This window comes from Rhodococcus sp. NPDC060090 (assembly GCF_042729855.1).
Classification (GTDB): Bacteria; Actinomycetota; Actinomycetes; order Mycobacteriales; family Mycobacteriaceae; genus Rhodococcus.
The window spans coordinates 351,702-369,893 of record NZ_JBHWXB010000001.1; the positions used below are offsets into that span (position 1 = coordinate 351,702).

Consider the following 18,192-nt stretch of genomic DNA (forward strand, 5'->3'; position numbering starts at 1 on the left):
TTGACCAATTTGACGCAATCGTGACAGTTCGTCCAATAAGCGCAGATCTAATCACAATGCCGTTGCAGTGCAATAGCTTACGAAAGCAGTCTTTGGATAGTCCTCCACCTATACCGAACGGCCCTGCCCCACCTTCGAACCTTCGGCCCTATCCGGATTATTCGTGCAAAACCACCTGCTTTGGCCCCGAAACCAGGCTAGGGATTTGCCTGATATCTATTTTGGCGATCTCGAGTACTCGTTCAAAGGGGAATACTCCCCTCATGAAACCGAATCGACGAGGTGCCGACCCCGCAGCGAGACTGTGCGGCCACCTACTCGTGTTGGCCGGTGGGCACGACCGCGCTGCTCTCGCCGACGCGGTGGCCTCGTCGGTCCACGGCAACAGCCTCACCGAACGCCACCACTACGGTGCCGTCCTCGAGTGGACGGTCACCGCCATAGCCGACGTGATCGTCGACAAACTGGGGCCGATCGATTCAGGGGCAGAAACCGACAAGGTCCTGACACTGCGAACACCCGAGGGCGAGAACCTGACCATCGAACAGCTCCCGCCTCCGGAACGTCACGTATGGCGGGCAATCGCCGACAACCTCGCCGGAGACGCCCTGCGCGGTCATAGACGACTCAGACCTGTGGTGCATGTGTCCGACGCCGAGAAGCGAACACACGCCCTGATAGAGGCCGTCGACTGGCTCGACCACCTCCTCGACATGCCGGTACGGGACGAGCCGGACACTCTCACCGAATAATCACTGCGTCTGCGCTGAAGAAGACACACTGGCCGTGCTCACCGAATCTCCGTCGAATTCCGGGAACGCAGAACGACAAGGCTGCGGCAGTCCAAGCGATCAAGTGTCCTGTCGAGACACCCGCCCGTAACGCACTCCACAGCGAGCTGCGATATCTCCGGTATGAACTTCGTCCGATTCGTCCCTCTCCTGACTATTCTCACCACCGTCGCGGCGTGCGCCTCAGAGAAGCCAGTTGCGGTGCCTGTCGCCAGCACCGCCACCGCAACCAGCACCGTCGCCTCGTCGCGGTTCTTGATGATCGGTCAGATACTAGTCCACCCGAAGTACACGATCACAGAAGAAGACGGCAGCTGTGACGCAATACCAGCATCCAGCATTGCCGATATCCGAGCGGGTCCTCATCAATGTGGCTGACGACCAAGGAAGAAAGGTAGGGACCGCAAGCTTGCAGGACGGCAGCTGGCACACCGATCGCGGCTGTCTATTTCGATTCGTTGCGCCGGTGAACAGCCCTGCCCCGTATTTCGACGTGCAGATCGGAGACGAGAGTCCGGTCACCATCTCCCGCGATGAGGCTTCGAAGCACGGCTTCAGCATCGCATACGGCTATAGCTGACACCATCCTTGATCGAGTGAATCCAATTGCGGGAGTGCGACATCAAAGAGAATCTGACGGCGGGTCGTAGCGAAATCCGCGCAGTCCGATCGAATGACGCGTCCATAACGCATCCCACGGCCTCGACCCGACTTCCTGGGAACGCGCGCCGCCAAGCGAAAACCCTGGGCAATTCTGCTGAAGCCCAATCTTGCTGCGCAAGCAGGTATCAACTGGGACAATGCGTTCCAATACCCATCCGGGTGACGCTTCGTCTCGTCGGCCTAGGAGTTGTGCACATGAAGATCCGAATTGCGCTGGCATTGGCCTCTGTCACCTTCATTGCTGGCTGCGCCACCAGCGGAGAAACGGATACATACGACGTAAGTGTAGGCACGCCCGCAGCGGAATCGACGGCACCCGGGCCACCTCGAAACGCTCAAGGACGCATCGACAAGAACTTCGGCGAACCAGCCGGCCTGAACGACAACGCAAGTGGCGAACCTGCATTCTCCTTCACGCTGAGTAACCCGCGCATCAACTCGGAATGCACCGGATTCTGGCAGATCACTCCCAATGGGCAGTATCTCTTCGTCGACGTCGAAGCAGTGACGTCCCCAACGTACGCCGAGGCTGTTACCGGCTCCGGAAACCGAGCTGTCAAGCAGATGGCAGACCGCAGCCTCCAGGCAGGCAATTGGAGGGGCATCGGGCCGGACGGAATCGTTCTCGGCAGTCTGATCAGCACTGCGGCCCTCAACTGCGACGAACTCAATGATGATGCATTCGTCGAGCCGTTTGCTCCAGCATCGACATATCGCGGCACCTACGCCTTCGACGTCCCCGTCGGCATCCAGAGCATATTCATTGACATGTTGGGCAAGGACATCAGTTGGGAGTGGCAAATTCCGGAACCGCTCGTCCCTGGCGCTCCCGGGGCACCGAGCGGATTCTGAGCGCGCTTACCCAGACGAGGCAGTTGACGCGAAGCACTCCGGCTCTCGATGAGGTGGGACGCTTCTGTCAATTGGTGTCACGGCCGACGTGTACGTGGTCTCAATCGAGACTGGTAAAGAAGTGGCGTGCCACTGTGGGGTGGGCAGAACTACGGAAGCTCCGGATCTCCTCCGACAAGAGCTCGATGCGTTCCTCTTCGGCAAGTGAATCAAGGAAATCGAGGTCCATGAGCACCAGATCCCTTGCGCGGCGCGCGACAGCACTCCGACGGCCTTTGAGCGAAGAATGGTTGAGATTCAGAACCCTGATCGTCGATTCGGCTCGAATCCGTTGGTCAGCGGAGAGGCCGCTGCAAGCCTTGACTTCACCTGATGAATAGAACTGTAGGTACTCGTCAGGATCGTCCTTGTCCGGGTGGATAAGATCGCTCGGACGGTAGGCGCCGCCGCCAGCATCCTTGAAATGCCCGCAATGTTCCGTATTCTGGCAGCACAGAAAAAGATTGCTCCAGTCGAACGTCCGCTCGGGGAAGTCATGCTTTCGGTGGAGATGCTCGATGTGCCAACCCGTGTTGTCGTTGACCTCCGACTCGCAATACGAGCACAGAGGCCCACCCAGATCCGTGTTCATGGCTTCCAGGGCGTTACGGACGCCCTCCCTGCAAGCACCTCGAAACTGATTCCAGGTCATGGTCTTGTAGCTGTACGTCGCCAAGCAACTGGGAGCGGGCGGTCTCTGAAGTCGACGAATCAGTCCATTCCCTTCACGTGTGAATCCGACTCGCGCTCGCCACGTCGCAGTTTGAACTTCTGGAAGCGGATCAAGCGGTCCGCGTCGATCAGGACCTGGTGGCCGCTTCCGAAGAAGTTCTCCAGCTCCCGTCGCAGTTCATTCCCTCGTTCAGTATTGTGTTGACCACTCTCGATGAGCGCCGTGTACTCGTCAATCAGATTTGCTTCCTTGACATCTGGTGTCGGGTTCACCGCCATCACCTCAGTGAGTGCCACGGAGCTCGCCAGGCCCAACACCTGATGCGACGGCCGCTCGGAACGCCAAGCACCTGTGGCGTCCTGGAAGACAGTTCGGATGCTCTCACGCGGAGCGGTACTGAGGACCTGCGGACTATGTGTGCTGACGATGAACTGGATGTTGGGAAACGCTTCTGTCAGCGCCGGAAGTACACGCTGCTGCCAGGCGGGATGCAGATGCAGGTCGACTTCATCGACCAGAACAATCCCGCAAGTCCGAGTCGGAGCCTCCGACCCCAAATGTCCGTTGAGCCGTGCACACCGTTGCGCGAGATCTGCAGTGAGCGCGGCCATTGCGCGAACACCGTCGCTCAGCACAGTCATCGGCAATGCGCCGTGGTCGGGGTGGGTCATAGCGAGTTCATCGAAAATGAAGCTGTAGTGGAATCCTGACCAGCCTTCACCCGCCATGACAACATCGACCGCACTAGCAATTCCACGCAGCCGATCGCCGAGACCGGAGTCTGGATACCCCGGTTGCGCCCGCTGCTGGAGATCGGCGAGAGTGGCCGCCCGCACCCATTCCTGCAACTGGTTGAAAGTCGACATCGCCGACAGACAATCCTCGTAACCCGCGGTGCGACTTTCCGTAAGCACGGACTTGCGGCTGCTGTTGTGGTGAACCCACAGACGCTTCGAGCTGTAATAACGAACGACAGGAAGGTCAATCCGCTCGTCGTACCGTGCTCGGTCCTGTAGTTCCTTTCCATAGTGCACGAGCTCTGCAGCTCCGCTCGTCGTCGTACGGCCCTTTCCGCTGCGCAGTTCACGGGTAGAAGTCAATCGCGGATCATCGAGAACAGCATTGACGACGACGGGAAACGTCTGCTCATTCTCAGGGCCTGCACCGATCCTTCGGTAGCGGGCGTCGGTTCGCTTGATGTGCTCGGCTTTGCCTTCGTCGAATGCGCCGACAAAAGGCCCAAGCGCCGAGGCCGCAGCCTCCAACACCGTCGTCTTGCCCTGCCCATTTCGGGCCGCGATCACGGTCAACGACGGATGCAGATCGATGTTGAATCGCTCAAACCTGCGATAATTGCTCAGCGTCAGCGAAGCGAGATTCAACTGCCGACCTCCATCGTTCTGCCCCACCTCCGGTCACGATGGTCAAGAGCTTATCCTCTCGCCCGGCATGGTGTCCTTCCCGCAACCCGATCTTCCGAGTGAGGCTGTGTCGCCCTGCGCTACGCTGACGGTTTCCTCACGCCTCCCCCGGACCAACCACCCGCATCCCTTCCGGTGGTACCTCCTGGACGATGAACTCGTCGTCGATGTCGGTCACGATGGACACGTAGAACACCGACCGGCCGTCGATGTGCACGTAGCAGCCGATATTGAAACCCACGAGACGCGGGATCCGCTGGAGTGTAGGTACGCCGCCTGTGATCTCACTGTCGGGATGCAGCCGTGCAGCTTCGGCCAGAACCGCTCGCTGCACGACATCTCGGTCGATCAGATCGTCGTCATCGGTCAACGTCGAGAACGAAACCGGTTCAGTGCATACGAACGGCACCTCGAACCTCATCGGTTGCCTCACTCCGTCCTGAGGAGCCGGGGGCACGTAGGGTGCGTTCGTGATGCGGTACGCCGCGATCGGTCGATGCGAGCCGCGTTCGAGCACGAACTTCCAGTAGCCGTTGTGCGTCGGCATGGTGCCGCGCAGCGCCGGTCCCCCAGCCGCCGTCGCGTCCAGGAACTCGTCGTAGCCGAGAAGTACGGCATGCGCTCCGTGGTCGGTGTCGCGGGCGTGGGCGTGCACCTCCGCCAAGTCGACTTCGAACAGAGACACGGGATAGCGATACTTCCGGCCGGCGATCTGGGCATGGAACTCCCGGAGCGCGTCGGTATCGACATGGTCTGCGATCCACTGCGCGATCTCGCGTGTGGTCACCTCCTCGACGGGTCGCTCCGGTTCCGGGAAACCCCGAAACACCCCGTCCTCGTCGGCGCTGTCTGCGAAGGATTCGAAGTCCATGTTCGAGATCGACAGGTTGTTCTCCACACCCCACATCTCGGAAGGAATGACGCGGAAGGTTCTTCCGCGAGGCACTTCCGGTTCGTCGGGCCCGGTATAGACGGCGACGATGGGCATCTCGGGGTTCGTCACCGTCTCGGCGTCGACGAGAAATGCGTAGTACGTCGGTGACTCGCCTATTGCTTGGAGAAGCCCGTCGACGGTCAACCCGTCATATTCCGGGTTGTCGATGCAAGTGAGGCAGGCGGCGAATTCGGTGCCGTCTCCCTGCGGTATCGGAGCCATGGCTGCGACGGCAATGTCGCGCCAGGCGGCGTCGTCGGTGAAGTCGGTGCGGATGAACAGTGACTCGTCTTCGAGATGGTCGGTGAGAACTCGGCCTGTCCCGAGCATGTCGAGCATCTCCGCTTCGCGGCGATCGTGCTCCTCGGCAGCGAGTTCGGCAGTGATCTCGACGGGGTCGCGATCGGGTGGGTCGACCGGCACGATCGAATCCACGATCCGAGCGCAGTCGTCCCGACTGATGTCCTGGTGGCTGCGAATCTCGTACGTCCAGTCGCCGATGGACCGGCGGTAGCGTTCCGGCGTCGAATCGTTGGGCCTTTCGGCTTTCGGTTCACCGATTGCGCTCACCCATCGGCGCAGCGTGAATTGTGGCGCATGCCCGCTGATCGACACTTTCAGTTCGCCCGTGCGGGCATCGCCGGATTGGGACTGTGCGTTTATCCTCAGCGGCAGCCACGTCGGGAGCGCTTGAGGAATCGCGGCCAGAACGCGCTGACGCTCCTCGTGCTCGCGCTGATATTTCGCGGCGTCGTCCTCGGCTGGGCGCGACAGCCCTGTCCATGTGAACAATGTGGGCTCGAATAGTTCATCGAGAGTGGGGTTTTCGAGTTCCATCCAGTCTTCTCCGCGCTGCCACCGCAGTGCGATGCCGAGTTCCGCGTCGAACACGTAGCTGACTGTTTGGTTCGCGCGTGGGCCGAGGGAACTCACCTCCCAGCCGTCGCGGCCACGAACGCGGACTGATCTGGGCGCACTCGGTGTGACGAATCGTTGGTCGCCACCCCCGCGTGCTCCCGAGGGAGGAAACATCTCGTAGGCGCGGAGGAGATAAGACGGCGAAGCAATACCCACGGTTGCATAGAAGGTGTGGGGAGACTTGACCGAGTGCACCATCGTGCCATCCCCGTCGCGGAACCATCTGTCGGTGGTGTTCTCGATGCGAGTGGGCTCACCGGCTTCGTTCTCGAAGCGCCAAGTCTCCTCGGGCGCATGCCATATGCGGCTCCACGATCCGTCCGGACGGTGGACAGTTCCGCAGACGGTGCGTCCCATCGTGCCGTAGTTCGAACCTCGGACCTGTTCCCACGTCGGTGTCACGAGACCTCCAGAGGAAGCGGGCGCATAGCTTTCCCTGCCGGCTCAGCAAGGAAAGGACGTGCGGCACGGTGCGCTTCGATCTGAGCCCAAGTATCTGCGAGGTCGCGGATGCCTCGTGCCAGAGCGAGAGCGTCGGCGCCTTCGCGTCGCGGCTCGTCAGGTGCACTGACCGGTCGCAGTGCGACAACACGCGGGTCGGGAACATCGGGCCAGACCGGCCGGACGAGCTTTCCTTTCACCGAGGCGACATGCTCGGTGAAGAGTTTGTCCAATTCCCGGATTTCGGTACGAACTGCATCAACGGTGGCATCCAGATCAATTTGTCCACTGATCGAGAATTGTTCTACAACCGACTGTGCGGATGCAGGGTCGCAGCGTGCAACATAGCGATCGGTGAGCAGAGTAGTCAGCGTTTCGGTGTCGGAGGCGTCAACAACCCAGGACCCCGTCAGGCGCGACATGCCCGCAGGAATGTCGCCACTGACATCGACGTGCCAGACAGCCACTCGACTTGGCTGCTCGTCGACGACGGCAATGGGGTACTGCGACGCAACCTCGATGCCCACAAACAACTCCTCACGAATCCGACAATCAGCTCGACCGAGACATCGTGTGGCTGAACTCGGTCGTTACCGCTTCCGTCCGGCCTCAGTCACACGAAGTTCGAGTCGGTGAACTCGATCTCGCAGTCGGACGAACAGAAGCCGCTCGTGTCGGGATCGAGCGTTGTATCGCAGTATCTGCACTGCGGCTCCGCGTCCGATGAGTTTCGGAACATCGAGAGTCCTCCCCAGAGGATCGTGAGGAGTACGAGGATGTCAAGGTCGGTCACACACAACCGATCGCCCAGCACCTGTGGGTCGTTACCGAATCCCTGGCCGAACGACATTTCAGTGCCTTGGATTGTCATTGCCTGAGTTCACTGCAATGAGGAATCTCCAGACCTGTTCTCAGCTACTGCCGAAGGTCGGAACTCCGGCGCCCGGAGCGGGCAGAGCGGGAGCTGCGCCAGGCACTGTGACGACCGTGGACGCCTGCTGGACAGCGAAAGCCGTCAACGGGAAGAGGTCGAGAATCTCACCGATACCGGGATAGTCCGACGCCCACATGGCCGTGTTGTCGGCATTACCGCACGTCGCCAACACGACATATGAGCCGTCGGGAATCTCCGTCACCGTCTGTGTCGTGGTGCCGGGCTGCACCTCGCCCGACGTGTAGAGCGTCTGACCCGGCCCCGTAACTTCCCAGATCGGAGGCAGCACACCGCCCGGCGCGGAAGCGAGCGACGTCGTGCAGAGGAGCACTCCCCCGGTGTTGTTGGTGATCGTATTGGTCACACTCGTGCCGTCGACACCGAATACGTAAGCGACATCGCCTGCGTTGGCGGCTGAGGCCACAGCAGGAACTGCCATGGCCAGGGGGACAGTGGCCGCAGCGATCAGGGCAGCGCGGGCAATCGGTCGCATCGAGGTTCCTGACGGTCGAGGATTGTGGTTCTTTGTGATCTTGCTGTATGTGCGAGCATTCGGCATGTTTTCGGCGCAACCCGGTTTTTCGAACCCGCGGCGCCGCCGCAGGAACGAGCGATACCGCGTGCGTGAGAGCATCGATCCTGTGAACCTACTGCTGGTATCCGGGAGTACGAGAGCGAACTCGACCAACGCTGCCGCCCTCGCGTCGGTCGCCGGCTCTGCTCCGCCCTCAGCAACCACAACGTTCTATCGCGGATTGTCGGCACTTCCTGCATTCAACCCCGACGACGACCACGATCCGCTGCCTGACGAAGTATCCGCCCTCAGGCAACTCATCCGAGCTGCAGACGCAGTGCTTTTCTGCACACCCGAATACGCCGGCACCCTGCCCGGCAGCTTCAAGAATCTCCTGGACTGGACGGTCGGAGGAACCGACATGACCGACAAACCGGTGGCGTGGATCAACGTCGCCGCGCCCGGTCGCGGGCGCGGCGCCGTGAGCACCCTCGAAACTGTCCTCGGTTACGTTGGCGCACAATTGATCCAGCCTGCGTGTATTGCTGTGCCGGTGGGGCGGGACGACGTCGACGACGACGGGGTCATCCGGAACAAGGAGATCTCGCAAGCACTGGCACAGATCTGGGTCGAGCTACAACGGCAGTGACGACCCGAGACGTCACGCAGGGACCTTGTCGAGAAAGCCGTGGACACGTTGAATGCGGCCGCTCTCGTCACTGACGAGCACGTCGAAGCCGATCACCACCGGCTCGGTGTGCGCGGGGCCCAAGCCCCACTGGAATCGGGTCTGCCGATGGTGCGCGTCGGCTTCGCCGACGAGCGAGAACACATAGCTCGGAAACTGGACATGTACGGCAGCGATCGTGGCACTGATTTCGTCGCGGCCGGCAACATCGACCATCGGGTCGGTGTAGGTGGCGGAGTCGGACCAGTGATCGGCGAGTAGGCGTTCACGGGTCGCGTCATCGGTTGCGTTCCACGTTTCGAGGTAGAGATCGACGGGAGTATGCACTGTAGGACCTTTCGATTCGACGACGCAGCGTTCACGCTACGTTGGGTCCCATCGTCGGTGTCGACAGGAACGGATGTCGACTATCTCGGAGGTAATCTATGCTGAGTTTTACTAGCCACCTGAGCGTTCCGGGATGTTCCCTCAGGTATCGCGATTCCGGTGGTGCTGGGCCTGCCGTGGTCTTCCTGCACGGTGCAGGGGCAGATCACGTGATGTTCATCGATCAGGCAGAGACCCTGAACAACGATGGCCGCAGAGTGGTGCTGCTGGACATGCGGGGTCATGGCCAGTCCCGCCCCAACAGTGCCGCGATCACGGCCGAGCAACTGATGGACGACGTCGAATCCCTCGTCGCTGCGCTTGCGCTCGAGCGACCTGTTCTTGTCGGTCATTCGCTGGGCGGCAACCTCGGTCAGGCGCTGGTCAGGCGCTCCCCGCATGCGTATTCCGGCTTGGCCGTCTTGGATTCGACGTGGAACACCGGGCCTCTGAACTGGGTGGAGAGGCAGATGCTTCGTCTGGCCGCCCCCGGACTCTCCCTCATCCCAGCTGCAAAGTTCCCGCACATCATGGCCGCGGCCTCCGCAACAACGGAGCCCGCACGCCAGGACGCCGAGCGGGCCTTCTCGCAGGTGACGAAGCGCGATTTCCTGGAGATCTGGCGGGCGACGACGACGTTCGTCGATCCCGATCCCTCGTATCGGACACCGGTGCCTCTCTGCCTGATTCGCGGGGCAGAAGACCGCACCGGGAACATCGCGTCGGCAATGCCCGCGTGGGCGCGTCACGAAGGCGTGAGCGAACTGGTTGTACCGGACGCCGGCCACCTCGTGAGTCAGGACGCGGCAGGAGCGGTGACCGCAGAGTTGATGCGATTCCTCGCGACGAACTGGGCCACGAAATGACGTCTGCCGACGAGTAGACGCCCGGTACCGCCGGCCGCACCGAAGTGCGTCAGTTTCATTCGATCTCCTGTTTGAATCGACTGCTGATCAGGGCGGCAGGTGTGCCCGCCCCGAAATTCCACCCGGGGACCTGGGCAATGCTCGTCAACTCACCTTCCTGCACCTCGCCGGGGGCATCCTCCCTGTCGTCCGACCATCCGTCGAACAGGCCTTCATGCAGATCGTCGGCGTCGAAGGTGTTGGTGGGCCTTACTGGCGGTCTCGATTGCGTCGAGTTCCTCCTCTGTAATGAAGTACTGGTTTCGCTGAGGACAAAAAACTATGTCCTCGAGAACTTCGCTGTCTCGGATCTACCTTGCTCGGTGAGAGTGCTCCACCGTTCACGGTGGAGGTGAATCACCATCACCCCGGGCGACGTTGGGATTTCACATACTCGGCAACCACTGACAACGGCGCACCACCTGCGGTCCCGCAATAATACGAGCGGGACCACAAATGCCCACCCCACAGATACCGCGACAGATGATCCGCATGATCACGCCGCAAATGACGTGAGGACACCCCCTTGAGTGAATTCACCAACTTCGACAACTGCACGGTCGCGGGAAAGTCGATCAGCAGGTGCACATGATCGTCCTCGCCGTTGAACTCCCGCAGTTCGCATCCGAAGTCCCCACACACCTTCCGCATGATCTGCTCGCAGTCCGCCAAGATCGGTCCGGTGAACGCGCCACGCCGATATTTTGTGACGAACACCAAACGTGCGTGACATTCCCACACTGCGTGTCTACCAGCTCTAACAAGGCTCGCCTCATTCATGACACCAAATGATATCGTCGCGGGGTGCTCAAGCGATACCGCTACCGTGCCTATCCCACAGGGGAACAGCACAAGGCACTGTCGCGACTGTTCGGGTGCTGCCGGGTGGTATTCAACGACGCCCTCGCCGCGAGGGAATCCGCCCGCAGGGCAGGCCGGTCGATCCCGAGCAAAGGTGAGTTGTCGGCGGCACTGACCGCCGCGAAAACAACTCCCGAACGGGCGTGGCTCGCGGAGGTGTCGTCGGTACCGTTGCAGCAGTCGCTGGCGGACCTGCACCGCGCGTACGCCAACTTCTTCGACTCCCGCACCGGGAAACGTAAGGGCCGCAAGGTCGGAGCTCCGAAATTCAAGAAGCGGACACACCGCCAGAGTGCCCGTTTCACCCGCAACGCGGGTTTCGGTGTCCTCGAGCCGGGCGGCGGTATCGGGTTCGTGCGGTTACCGAAGATCGGGCGTGTGCGGTACGAGTCGTCACGGCCGTTACCGGCGGACCCGTCGAGTGTGACGGTGATCCGCGAAGCCGACGGGCGGCACTACGTGTCCTTCGTCGTCGACGAGCCGGCGCCGGTAGTGGTGTCGACCCCGCCGGCTCGGGCTGCCGGTGTCGATATGGGGTTGACCGATCTGGCGGCGATCGTCTACGACGACGGCACCCGCGAGAAGATCGACAACCCTCGATGGTTGCGGTCGAAGGAGCGGCGCCTGGGTCGTGCTCAGCGGGCGTACGCGCGTACCGAGCGGGGGTCGAAGAACCGCGACAAGGCCCGGCGGAAGGTGGCGGTGGCGCACCGGAAGGTGCGCGAGACGCGGTTGGATCATCACCACAAACTGGCTTCGAGGTTGGTCCGCGAGAATCAAGCGGTGGCGCTCGAGGGGTTGTCGGTGGCGGGGATGGCGCGGACTCGGATGGCCAAGTCGGTGCACGATGCGGGTTGGTCGACTCTGATGCGGTTGATCGAGGAGAAAGCCACCCGGTATGGCGCTGTGGTGCACAGGATCGGCCGGTGGGAGCCGACATCGCAGGTGTGTGCGGGGTGTGGGGTGCGCGACGGGGCGAAGCCGCTGGATGTGCGGGTGTGGATGTGCCCGTCGTGTGGGTTGCTGCTGGATCGGGACTACAACGCCGCTGTGAATGTGATGCTCGCCGCTGGGCTGGTGGAGAGGGTAAACGCCTGTGGAGGGAGCGTAAGACGTGTGCTTGCATGCGCGGACCCGGTGAAGCAGGAACCTGCTGAACAGACCGCACCATCTGGTGAGGCTGCGTAGGAATCCTCCGCGTTCACGCGGGGGAGGAAGTCAAGAGGCCGGCATAACGAATCACAGGATGGCGCCCCCACCGGTCACTAGACTGACGAATCACCTGTCCACTCAGACCGGAGGCGGATAATGCACGTAACTCCCCTGGCCTGGGGTTTGACGATTGCAGTGATCGTCGGCCTGCTCGCCTTCGACTACTTCGCGCACGTCCGCAAGGCCCACACGCCGACTCTGAAGGAATCGGCGATCTGGTCTTCCATCTACGTCGGGCTGGCCCTCGTCTTCGGCGTCGTGGTATTCGTCTTCGGCGGTACTGCGATGGGTGCGGAGTACTTCGCGGGTTATGTGACGGAGAAGGCGTTGTCGGTGGACAACCTCTTCGTCTTCCTGATCATCATGTCCAGCTTCCGGGTGCCGCGCGACGACCAGCAGAAGGTGCTTCTGTTCGGCATCGTGTTCTCACTCTTCGCCCGAACGGGATTCATCTTTCTCGGTGCGACACTGATCAATTCGTTCGCGTGGGTCTTCTACATCTTCGGCCTGATCCTCCTCCTCACCGCCGGAAACATGCTGCGGCCCGAAACCGAAGAGTCGCATTCGGCAGACAACTTCATCATCCGCATCGCCAAGAGATTCCTCCACACCAGCGAGCACTACGACGGCGACAAACTGTTCACCATCGAGAACGGCAAGCGGGCCCTGACGCCGATGCTGCTCGTAATGATCGCCATCGGCGGTACCGATCTACTGTTTGCACTCGACTCCATCCCCGCGATCTTCGGACTGACCCAGAACGTGTTCATCGTGTTCACGGCAACAGCCTTCTCACTGATGGGTCTTCGTCAGCTGTACTTCCTCCTCGACGGACTGCTCGACCGCCTCATCTACCTGTCGTTCGGACTCGCAGCCATCCTCGCGTTCATCGGCGTGAAACTCATCCTGCACGCGCTCCACGAGAACAATCTGCCGTTCGTCAACGACGGCGAACCCGTGCCCGTGGTGGAGATCGAGACAGGAACCTCGCTGGCCGTCATCCTCGGCATTTTGATCGTCACCGTCATCGCCTCGCTGACCAGTGAGCGGGGCAAGGCGCAGTCCGCGATCTCCGGCGCGAGACGTCTCGCCACCAACTATGCCGACCTCGACTACACGTCGAGTAAGGAAGAGCGCGAACGGATGTTCGCCAAGTTGATTGCCAAGGAGGAGCAGGTGAAGGCGCTCGCGCCGAAGTACCGGCAGGAGGCGCGGGAGGAGGAAGGGTTGTTGGCCCTCATCCGACGCGCCCACGCCGACCACGACGCATTCTTGAACCAGTGAACGCGGGGGCTGATGAGACCACTTCGATACTCGATCAACGTCACGCTCGACGGCTGCTGCCATCACGAGGCAGGACTTCCCCCGGACGAGGAGTCGATGCGCTACTGGACTGCCGCGATGGAGCGCGCCGATGCCCTCCTATTCGGCCGGGTGACCTACGAGATGATGGAGTCGGCGTGGCGGAAGCCTGCCACGGGCACATGGCCCGACTGGATGGATGAGTGGGAGATCCCGTTCGCCGAGGCCATCGACCGGGCGAAGAAGTACGTCGTGTCGAGCACACTGAGCGAAGTCGATTGGAATGCCGAGCTGGTGCGCGGCGACTTGGGGCCAGCGATTCAGCAGCTCAAGCAGGAGTCGGGCGAGGGCCTCTGGGTGGGCGGCGTGACGCTCCCCCAGGCACTGGCAGACCTGGGACTCATCGACGAGTACGAGTTCCTTGTGCAGCCGGTCCTCGCCGGACACGGGCCGACGTTGCTCGCCGGTCTGCGCGAGCGCATCCAGCTCGAGCTCGTGGACCGCCATGAGTTCCGGTCGGGGGCGGTCGCCCAGCGATACCGGCCGAGATCATCGACCGAAGCACCGCCGGACACATCAGCACCGAGCACATGATGGAACAACTGTTGACCTGGACCTTCACCTTCGGCACCTCCCCGAACGTCGATGGTGCGGCCGACATTCCGGTCGGGCCGGAGAAGGTTTGACACGGGTTTGCGACCAATCAGCACGAAAGCCCGAGACTAAAGTTGGGTGCATGCAGACTGTCTCGATACCCTCGCCCGATTCGATGCGCTCCCGATGGGCTGCACTGGCCGCGATGATGGCCTCGCGCGGACCCGCTTGGGGCCGAAGCTGTTACGCGTCGGGAAACACGTGGCATTACGACGACGGTGGCGGCAACTGGGTCGACCTCCGCTGGGTCGACGATCAGCGGGCAGTCCTGGTGGGATACGACCACGAATACTCCGAGACGTATTTCGATGCGGCCGCCGAATATTTCGAATGCGACGCAACGGACATATTGGCCGGCGCCCCGGACTGGTGGTCCGAGACGATCGCCGATTACCTGCAACGGCAGCGCGACAAGGGGGAATGGATCGGTTTCGTATACGGCTTCGAGAACGGCCGGTGGACGCGGGTGGACTATTCCGTCGACGACGGGTTCAGATCGGTCGGTCTACCCTGCGTCGATCACGAATCCACTCGAGAACACATCGTCACGATGCTGAAGATAGTTGAGTCCGGCGACCACGAAGCCGACCTCGCGATCATCGATGCTGTCCTGGCGCAGGGTGCTGCGCTCGACCCACACACCGCAGGTGCGCTGCTTCAACCCCGGGAGCTCGACACCGCAGCAGCAGTGGAAGCGGCCAAGCTGTTCGAACACCCTTGATCGGTCGGGAAAGTTCTGTCAGGCGAGTCTCATCACCGCGCCAGTACCTGTCGCTGCAGCCGTACGAGCGCGGCGGTGGTGGATTGATCTCGTCGCTGGTGACGGACCATGCCCGGTCCTGCGGCCACCACAGGTTCGGTCCCCACGAACCCAAGGTGCGCACCGCATCGCGCACCGTGCCGTGCACGTGGTGGAAATCGAGCTCTTGGCCTCATCCGACGCGCCCACGCCGACCACGACGCATTCTTGAACCAGTGAACGCGGGGGCTTATGAGACCACTTCGATACTCGATCAACGTCACCCTCGACGGCTGCTGCCATCACGAGGCAGGGCTCCCCCCGGACGAGGAGTCGATGCGCTACTGGACCGCCGAGATGGAGCGAGCCGATGCTGCTGCTCTCGTCGAGGGCGTCGCTGGACGTTGTTCAGGGATGGATCTCGGCAACCCGGGGCGCGAGATTCCACAACATAGACGTCGTCGTTCCCGTGGCGCTCGTATGTACAACGCTGTCAGCGCTGAGTTCGTCGATCAGCGCGAGCCCGTGTCCACCGGCGCCACGGCTTCCGGCGGCGGTGGGAATGCGCCACCGGCCGTGATCGCGGACGAGCACCATCAATCGTCGATATCCGCGTTGCATCGTTGCGTGTATCTCGATGGGGCCCGCTCGGTCGAGGTAGGCATGTTCGGAAGCATTGACCACCGCCTCGCCGGTTGCCGAGAGCACTGCGGCACGCATCGGATCCGGCCCGATCACAGCGTCGAGCCACCCCCCGAACTCCTGGCGCACTATCGATATCTGGGATCGCTTGGCGTGGTCGAGCCGTCGAACGAATTCGACGCCGGTGGTGATGCTGTGCATGCGTTGTGCGCTCTCCTGCTCGTCGTGCCCCGCTCCCGACTGGATCCGAGCACGTCCGGTCATATACCCGTTGCCACGGCAATCCATGCACAGGCTTCGACCATCAGCGTGCGAAACCTCCCATAGCGTGAAATTCCGACGATCCGAACCGCTTTCGCCGCCCCACGAAAACCCAGGTGTAACCCCTGAATGAGGGGGAATACTTTCTCTATGAAACCGAATCGACGAGATGCCGACCCCGCGTCGAGACTGGGCGGCCATCTGCTCGCATTGGCCGGTGAGCACGACCGCGCCGCTCTCTCCGACACGGTGGCCTCGTTGGTCCACAGCGAAAGCCTCACCGGACGAAACAGCTACGGCGCAGTCCTCGAATGGACGGTCACGGCCACAGCCGACGTGATCACCGACAAATTGGGGCCGATCGCTTCCGGCTCGGAGACCGACAAGGTACTGACGCTGCGAACACCCGAAGGCGAGCACATGACGATCGAGCAGCTTCCGTCCCCGGAACGCCACGTGTGGCAGGCGATTGCCTACTACCTTGCGGGAGACGCTCTGCGTGGCCATAGACGACTCAGGCCCGTGGTGTATGTATCCGATCCCGAGAAGCAAATTCACGCCTTGACCGAGGCGGTGGACTGGCTCGACCACCTCCTCGACATGCCGGTACGAGACGAGCCGGACGCTCTCACCGAATAGACACTGCTGCCTGAGCCCGTCGTCCAGACGTTCTAGCTCACCACGAAGGATCGTGAGAGAAACGCTGAAGGTTTCCTCACCCCCGGACCAACCACCCGCATCCCTTCCGGTGGTACCTCCTTGACGAGGAGGGCGAGACAGAAACAGCAGAAAGAGACAGGTGCGCGACGTCGACATCGTGTACCTGCCTTTTTCGCGCGCGGCTGTTCGATGACGGAACCCTCACACACCCGGTCGCGGACACCGCACGTCCGCGACCGGATCCGTCTGTCGTTCGCTGCCCGTATCCGGCAGCATCGTCAACATGCGAGAGGGACACCCCTCATGAGCATGGACGACGACCCTTCCCTCGGCGTTCCCTGCACCGACCTCGCCGACGGTGAAATGCGCGTGACACTGCTCGGAACCGGCAGTCCCGTACCCAGCGTTGAACGCTACGGAAACTCGACCCTCGTCCAGGCGAACGGCATGAATCTCGTGTTCGACGCCGGCCGCGGCGCCACTGTGCGTCTCACCCAAGCCGGCGTACCCGTCGGTCAGGTCGACGCCGTCTTCCTCACGCATTTCCATTCCGACCACATCAACGGCCTCTCGGACCTGTGGATGAGCAGCTATGTTCCGGCGCTCGGCGGTCGAGAAGGAAGCTTCCAGCTCTACGGCCCCACCGGCGTCCGGAACATCGGCGACGGAATGCAAAGCACCTACCGCATTGACATCGACGTCCGTGTCGCGGACAACGAGGTGGACCCCGCCACCACAGGTATCGAATCACACGAATTCGATACCGACGGAGTAGTTTTCGATCAGGACGGCGTCACCGTCACAATGTTCACCGTTCAGCACGATCCCGATGGCGCGATCCAGCCGGCAGTCGGCTACCGCGTGGACTACGCCGGAAAGTCCGTCCTCATCAGCGGCGACACCGTTCCCACCGAGAACGTCCTCATCTTCGGGGACGGAGTCGACGTGCTGATCCACGAAGTCGCCGATTTCGAGGATCCCTCTGCCCTGCCGAGTGTGTACGCGCACTATACGAACCCGCAGCAGGCAGGCGAGATCTTCGAACAGACTCAGCCGAAGATGGCGGTATACAGCCACATCGTCAACGGTATCCCCGGGCGGGTGCCCGGAATCTCCGAGGAAACTCTCATCGAACGGACGAGGGAGAGCTACGAGGGGCCACTGACTGTGGGTAACGACCTGATGAGTTTCTCATCACCGACAACGAAGTCCGCATCGACAACTGACGTTTCAGGCGCGAGGCCGGGTGTCATGTGGGCACGGACTGCTCGGGTGACACAGACACAGCAGAAAAAGGCAGGTGCGCGGCGTCGACATCGTGTACCTGCCTTTCTCGCGCGCGGTCGTTCGATGGCGAAAGCCTCACCGAACGAGCGGCTACGACGCAGACCTCGAATGGATCGCCAGATACAGCCGACGTCACCGCCGATAGACGTGGGTGAGTATGTGGACCATGTGGCCACCGATGACACGGTATTCGTGCCCCGTGGCCGCGGAGGCCAGGTCCGCAAGGGCGCGAAGGCCAAGATCAGCTGCATTCGACATCGAGTCGATGCTCAAGTCACTTGTCGAGTGCATAGCCCCTACCAGATAGAACCGCCATATACAAACAACTGATATTGTAGATGACTGGTTTAGGTTGATTGACCCACGGAGCCTCATGGGCGCCCGGCGGGGAGTCGCAGACAACAACTCGAGGCGCGGCCTGAGCGAGTCTTCCGC

General features: G+C 61.6%; 19 protein-coding genes and 1 pseudogene. 12 read left to right on the top strand and 8 right to left on the bottom strand.

Annotated elements, in window-relative coordinates:
- The first annotated feature begins 263 nt into the window (after positions 1 to 263).
- From ACFWCF_RS01410 to ACFWCF_RS01420, 3 genes are all read left to right on the top strand, one after another.
- Positions 264 to 752, top strand: a complete 489-nt coding sequence (locus ACFWCF_RS01410) for a hypothetical protein (protein WP_054713487.1) — start codon at positions 264 to 266, stop codon at positions 750 to 752.
- A 355-nt stretch (positions 753 to 1,107) separates the two neighbouring features.
- Entirely contained in the window at positions 1,108 to 1,371 is a 264-nt protein-coding gene (locus tag ACFWCF_RS01415; RefSeq protein ID WP_378556199.1) for a hypothetical protein, read from the top strand.
- A gap of 278 nt (positions 1,372 to 1,649) precedes the next feature.
- Positions 1,650 to 2,306: a hypothetical protein gene (locus tag ACFWCF_RS01420; RefSeq protein WP_378556202.1), complete on the top strand. Its 657-nt coding sequence runs from the start codon at positions 1,650 to 1,652 to the stop codon at positions 2,304 to 2,306.
- A 100-nt stretch (positions 2,307 to 2,406) separates the two neighbouring features.
- Here ACFWCF_RS01420 and ACFWCF_RS01425 read toward each other — a convergent pair whose 3' ends face one another.
- The 5 genes from ACFWCF_RS01425 to ACFWCF_RS01445 all read right to left on the bottom strand — a co-directional run bounded on the left by ACFWCF_RS01425 (position 2,407) and on the right by ACFWCF_RS01445 (position 8,159).
- Positions 2,407 to 2,997, bottom strand: coding sequence for a retron system putative HNH endonuclease (locus ACFWCF_RS01425; protein WP_378556205.1), 591 nt, complete (start codon positions 2,995 to 2,997; stop codon positions 2,407 to 2,409).
- Positions 2,998 to 3,056: 59 nt separating this feature from the next.
- Positions 3,057 to 4,427, bottom strand: a complete 1,371-nt coding sequence (locus ACFWCF_RS01430) for an AAA family ATPase (protein ID WP_378556208.1) — start codon at positions 4,425 to 4,427, stop codon at positions 3,057 to 3,059.
- 109 nt (positions 4,428 to 4,536) lie between these two features.
- Positions 4,537 to 6,693 (bottom strand): DUF6924 domain-containing protein, encoded by a 2,157-nt coding sequence (locus ACFWCF_RS01435; RefSeq protein WP_378556211.1) that lies wholly within the window; start codon positions 6,691 to 6,693, stop codon positions 4,537 to 4,539.
- Positions 6,690 to 7,259: a hypothetical protein gene (locus ACFWCF_RS01440; protein WP_378556214.1), complete on the bottom strand. Its 570-nt coding sequence runs from the start codon at positions 7,257 to 7,259 to the stop codon at positions 6,690 to 6,692. Before ACFWCF_RS01440 ends, ACFWCF_RS01435 begins: the two co-directional genes overlap by 4 nt.
- 384 nt (positions 7,260 to 7,643) lie before the next feature.
- Complete coding sequence (locus ACFWCF_RS01445) at positions 7,644 to 8,159, bottom strand: hypothetical protein (RefSeq protein ID WP_378556217.1); 516 nt, start codon at positions 8,157 to 8,159, stop codon at positions 7,644 to 7,646.
- A 127-nt stretch (positions 8,160 to 8,286) separates the two neighbouring features.
- Between ACFWCF_RS01445 and ACFWCF_RS01450 the strand changes: the two genes are divergently transcribed.
- Positions 8,287 to 8,829 carry an NADPH-dependent FMN reductase gene (locus ACFWCF_RS01450; RefSeq protein WP_378556220.1) on the top strand — a complete coding sequence of 181 codons (543 nt, stop codon included), beginning with the start codon at positions 8,287 to 8,289 and terminating at the stop codon, positions 8,827 to 8,829.
- 12 nt (positions 8,830 to 8,841) lie between these two features.
- Here the strand turns inward: ACFWCF_RS01450 and ACFWCF_RS01455 are convergent, their stop codons facing one another.
- Positions 8,842 to 9,195, bottom strand: coding sequence for a nuclear transport factor 2 family protein (locus ACFWCF_RS01455; RefSeq protein WP_378556223.1), 354 nt, complete (start codon positions 9,193 to 9,195; stop codon positions 8,842 to 8,844).
- A 98-nt stretch (positions 9,196 to 9,293) separates the two neighbouring features.
- On the opposite strand from ACFWCF_RS01455, the gene ACFWCF_RS01460 reads away from it, so the two are divergent.
- Positions 9,294 to 10,100 carry an alpha/beta fold hydrolase gene (locus ACFWCF_RS01460; protein WP_378556226.1) on the top strand — a complete coding sequence of 269 codons (807 nt, stop codon included), beginning with the start codon at positions 9,294 to 9,296 and terminating at the stop codon, positions 10,098 to 10,100.
- 402 nt (positions 10,101 to 10,502) lie between these two features.
- On the opposite strand, the gene tnpA is transcribed toward ACFWCF_RS01460, so the two are convergent.
- Complete coding sequence (gene tnpA / locus ACFWCF_RS01465) at positions 10,503 to 10,919, bottom strand: IS200/IS605 family transposase (protein WP_378556228.1); 417 nt, start codon at positions 10,917 to 10,919, stop codon at positions 10,503 to 10,505.
- A 24-nt stretch (positions 10,920 to 10,943) separates the two neighbouring features.
- Here tnpA and ACFWCF_RS01470 point away from each other — a divergent pair, with 24 nt between their 5' ends.
- The 5 genes and pseudogenes from ACFWCF_RS01470 to ACFWCF_RS01490 all read left to right on the top strand — a co-directional run.
- Positions 10,944 to 12,188 carry an RNA-guided endonuclease InsQ/TnpB family protein gene (locus ACFWCF_RS01470; protein ID WP_378556230.1) on the top strand — a complete coding sequence of 415 codons (1,245 nt, stop codon included), beginning with the start codon at positions 10,944 to 10,946 and terminating at the stop codon, positions 12,186 to 12,188.
- A 120-nt stretch (positions 12,189 to 12,308) separates the two neighbouring features.
- Positions 12,309 to 13,496, top strand: coding sequence for a TerC family protein (locus ACFWCF_RS01475; protein ID WP_378556233.1), 1,188 nt, complete (start codon positions 12,309 to 12,311; stop codon positions 13,494 to 13,496).
- 12 nt (positions 13,497 to 13,508) lie between these two features.
- Entirely contained in the window at positions 13,509 to 14,108 is a 600-nt protein-coding gene (locus tag ACFWCF_RS01480; RefSeq protein ID WP_378556235.1) for a dihydrofolate reductase family protein, read from the top strand.
- Between the two features lie 142 nt (positions 14,109 to 14,250).
- Positions 14,251 to 14,889, top strand: coding sequence for a hypothetical protein (locus ACFWCF_RS01485; protein ID WP_378556237.1), 639 nt, complete (start codon positions 14,251 to 14,253; stop codon positions 14,887 to 14,889).
- Between the two features lie 270 nt (positions 14,890 to 15,159).
- A pseudogene (locus ACFWCF_RS01490) lies at positions 15,160 to 15,282 on the top strand (deaminase); the annotation flags it as partial.
- 33 nt (positions 15,283 to 15,315) lie between these two features.
- On the opposite strand, the gene ACFWCF_RS01495 reads toward ACFWCF_RS01490, so the two are convergent.
- Positions 15,316 to 15,813 carry an ATP-binding protein gene (locus tag ACFWCF_RS01495; RefSeq protein WP_378556240.1) on the bottom strand — a complete coding sequence of 166 codons (498 nt, stop codon included), beginning with the start codon at positions 15,811 to 15,813 and terminating at the stop codon, positions 15,316 to 15,318.
- A 147-nt stretch (positions 15,814 to 15,960) separates the two neighbouring features.
- Between ACFWCF_RS01495 and ACFWCF_RS01500 the strand changes: the two genes are divergently transcribed.
- Complete coding sequence (locus ACFWCF_RS01500; RefSeq protein WP_378556243.1) at positions 15,961 to 16,449, top strand: hypothetical protein; 489 nt, start codon at positions 15,961 to 15,963, stop codon at positions 16,447 to 16,449.
- Between the two features lie 324 nt (positions 16,450 to 16,773).
- A complete protein-coding gene (locus tag ACFWCF_RS01505; protein ID WP_378556246.1) occupies positions 16,774 to 18,087 on the top strand; it encodes an MBL fold metallo-hydrolase in 1,314 nt (437 codons plus the stop codon).
- Positions 18,088 to 18,192 lie beyond the last annotated feature (105 nt).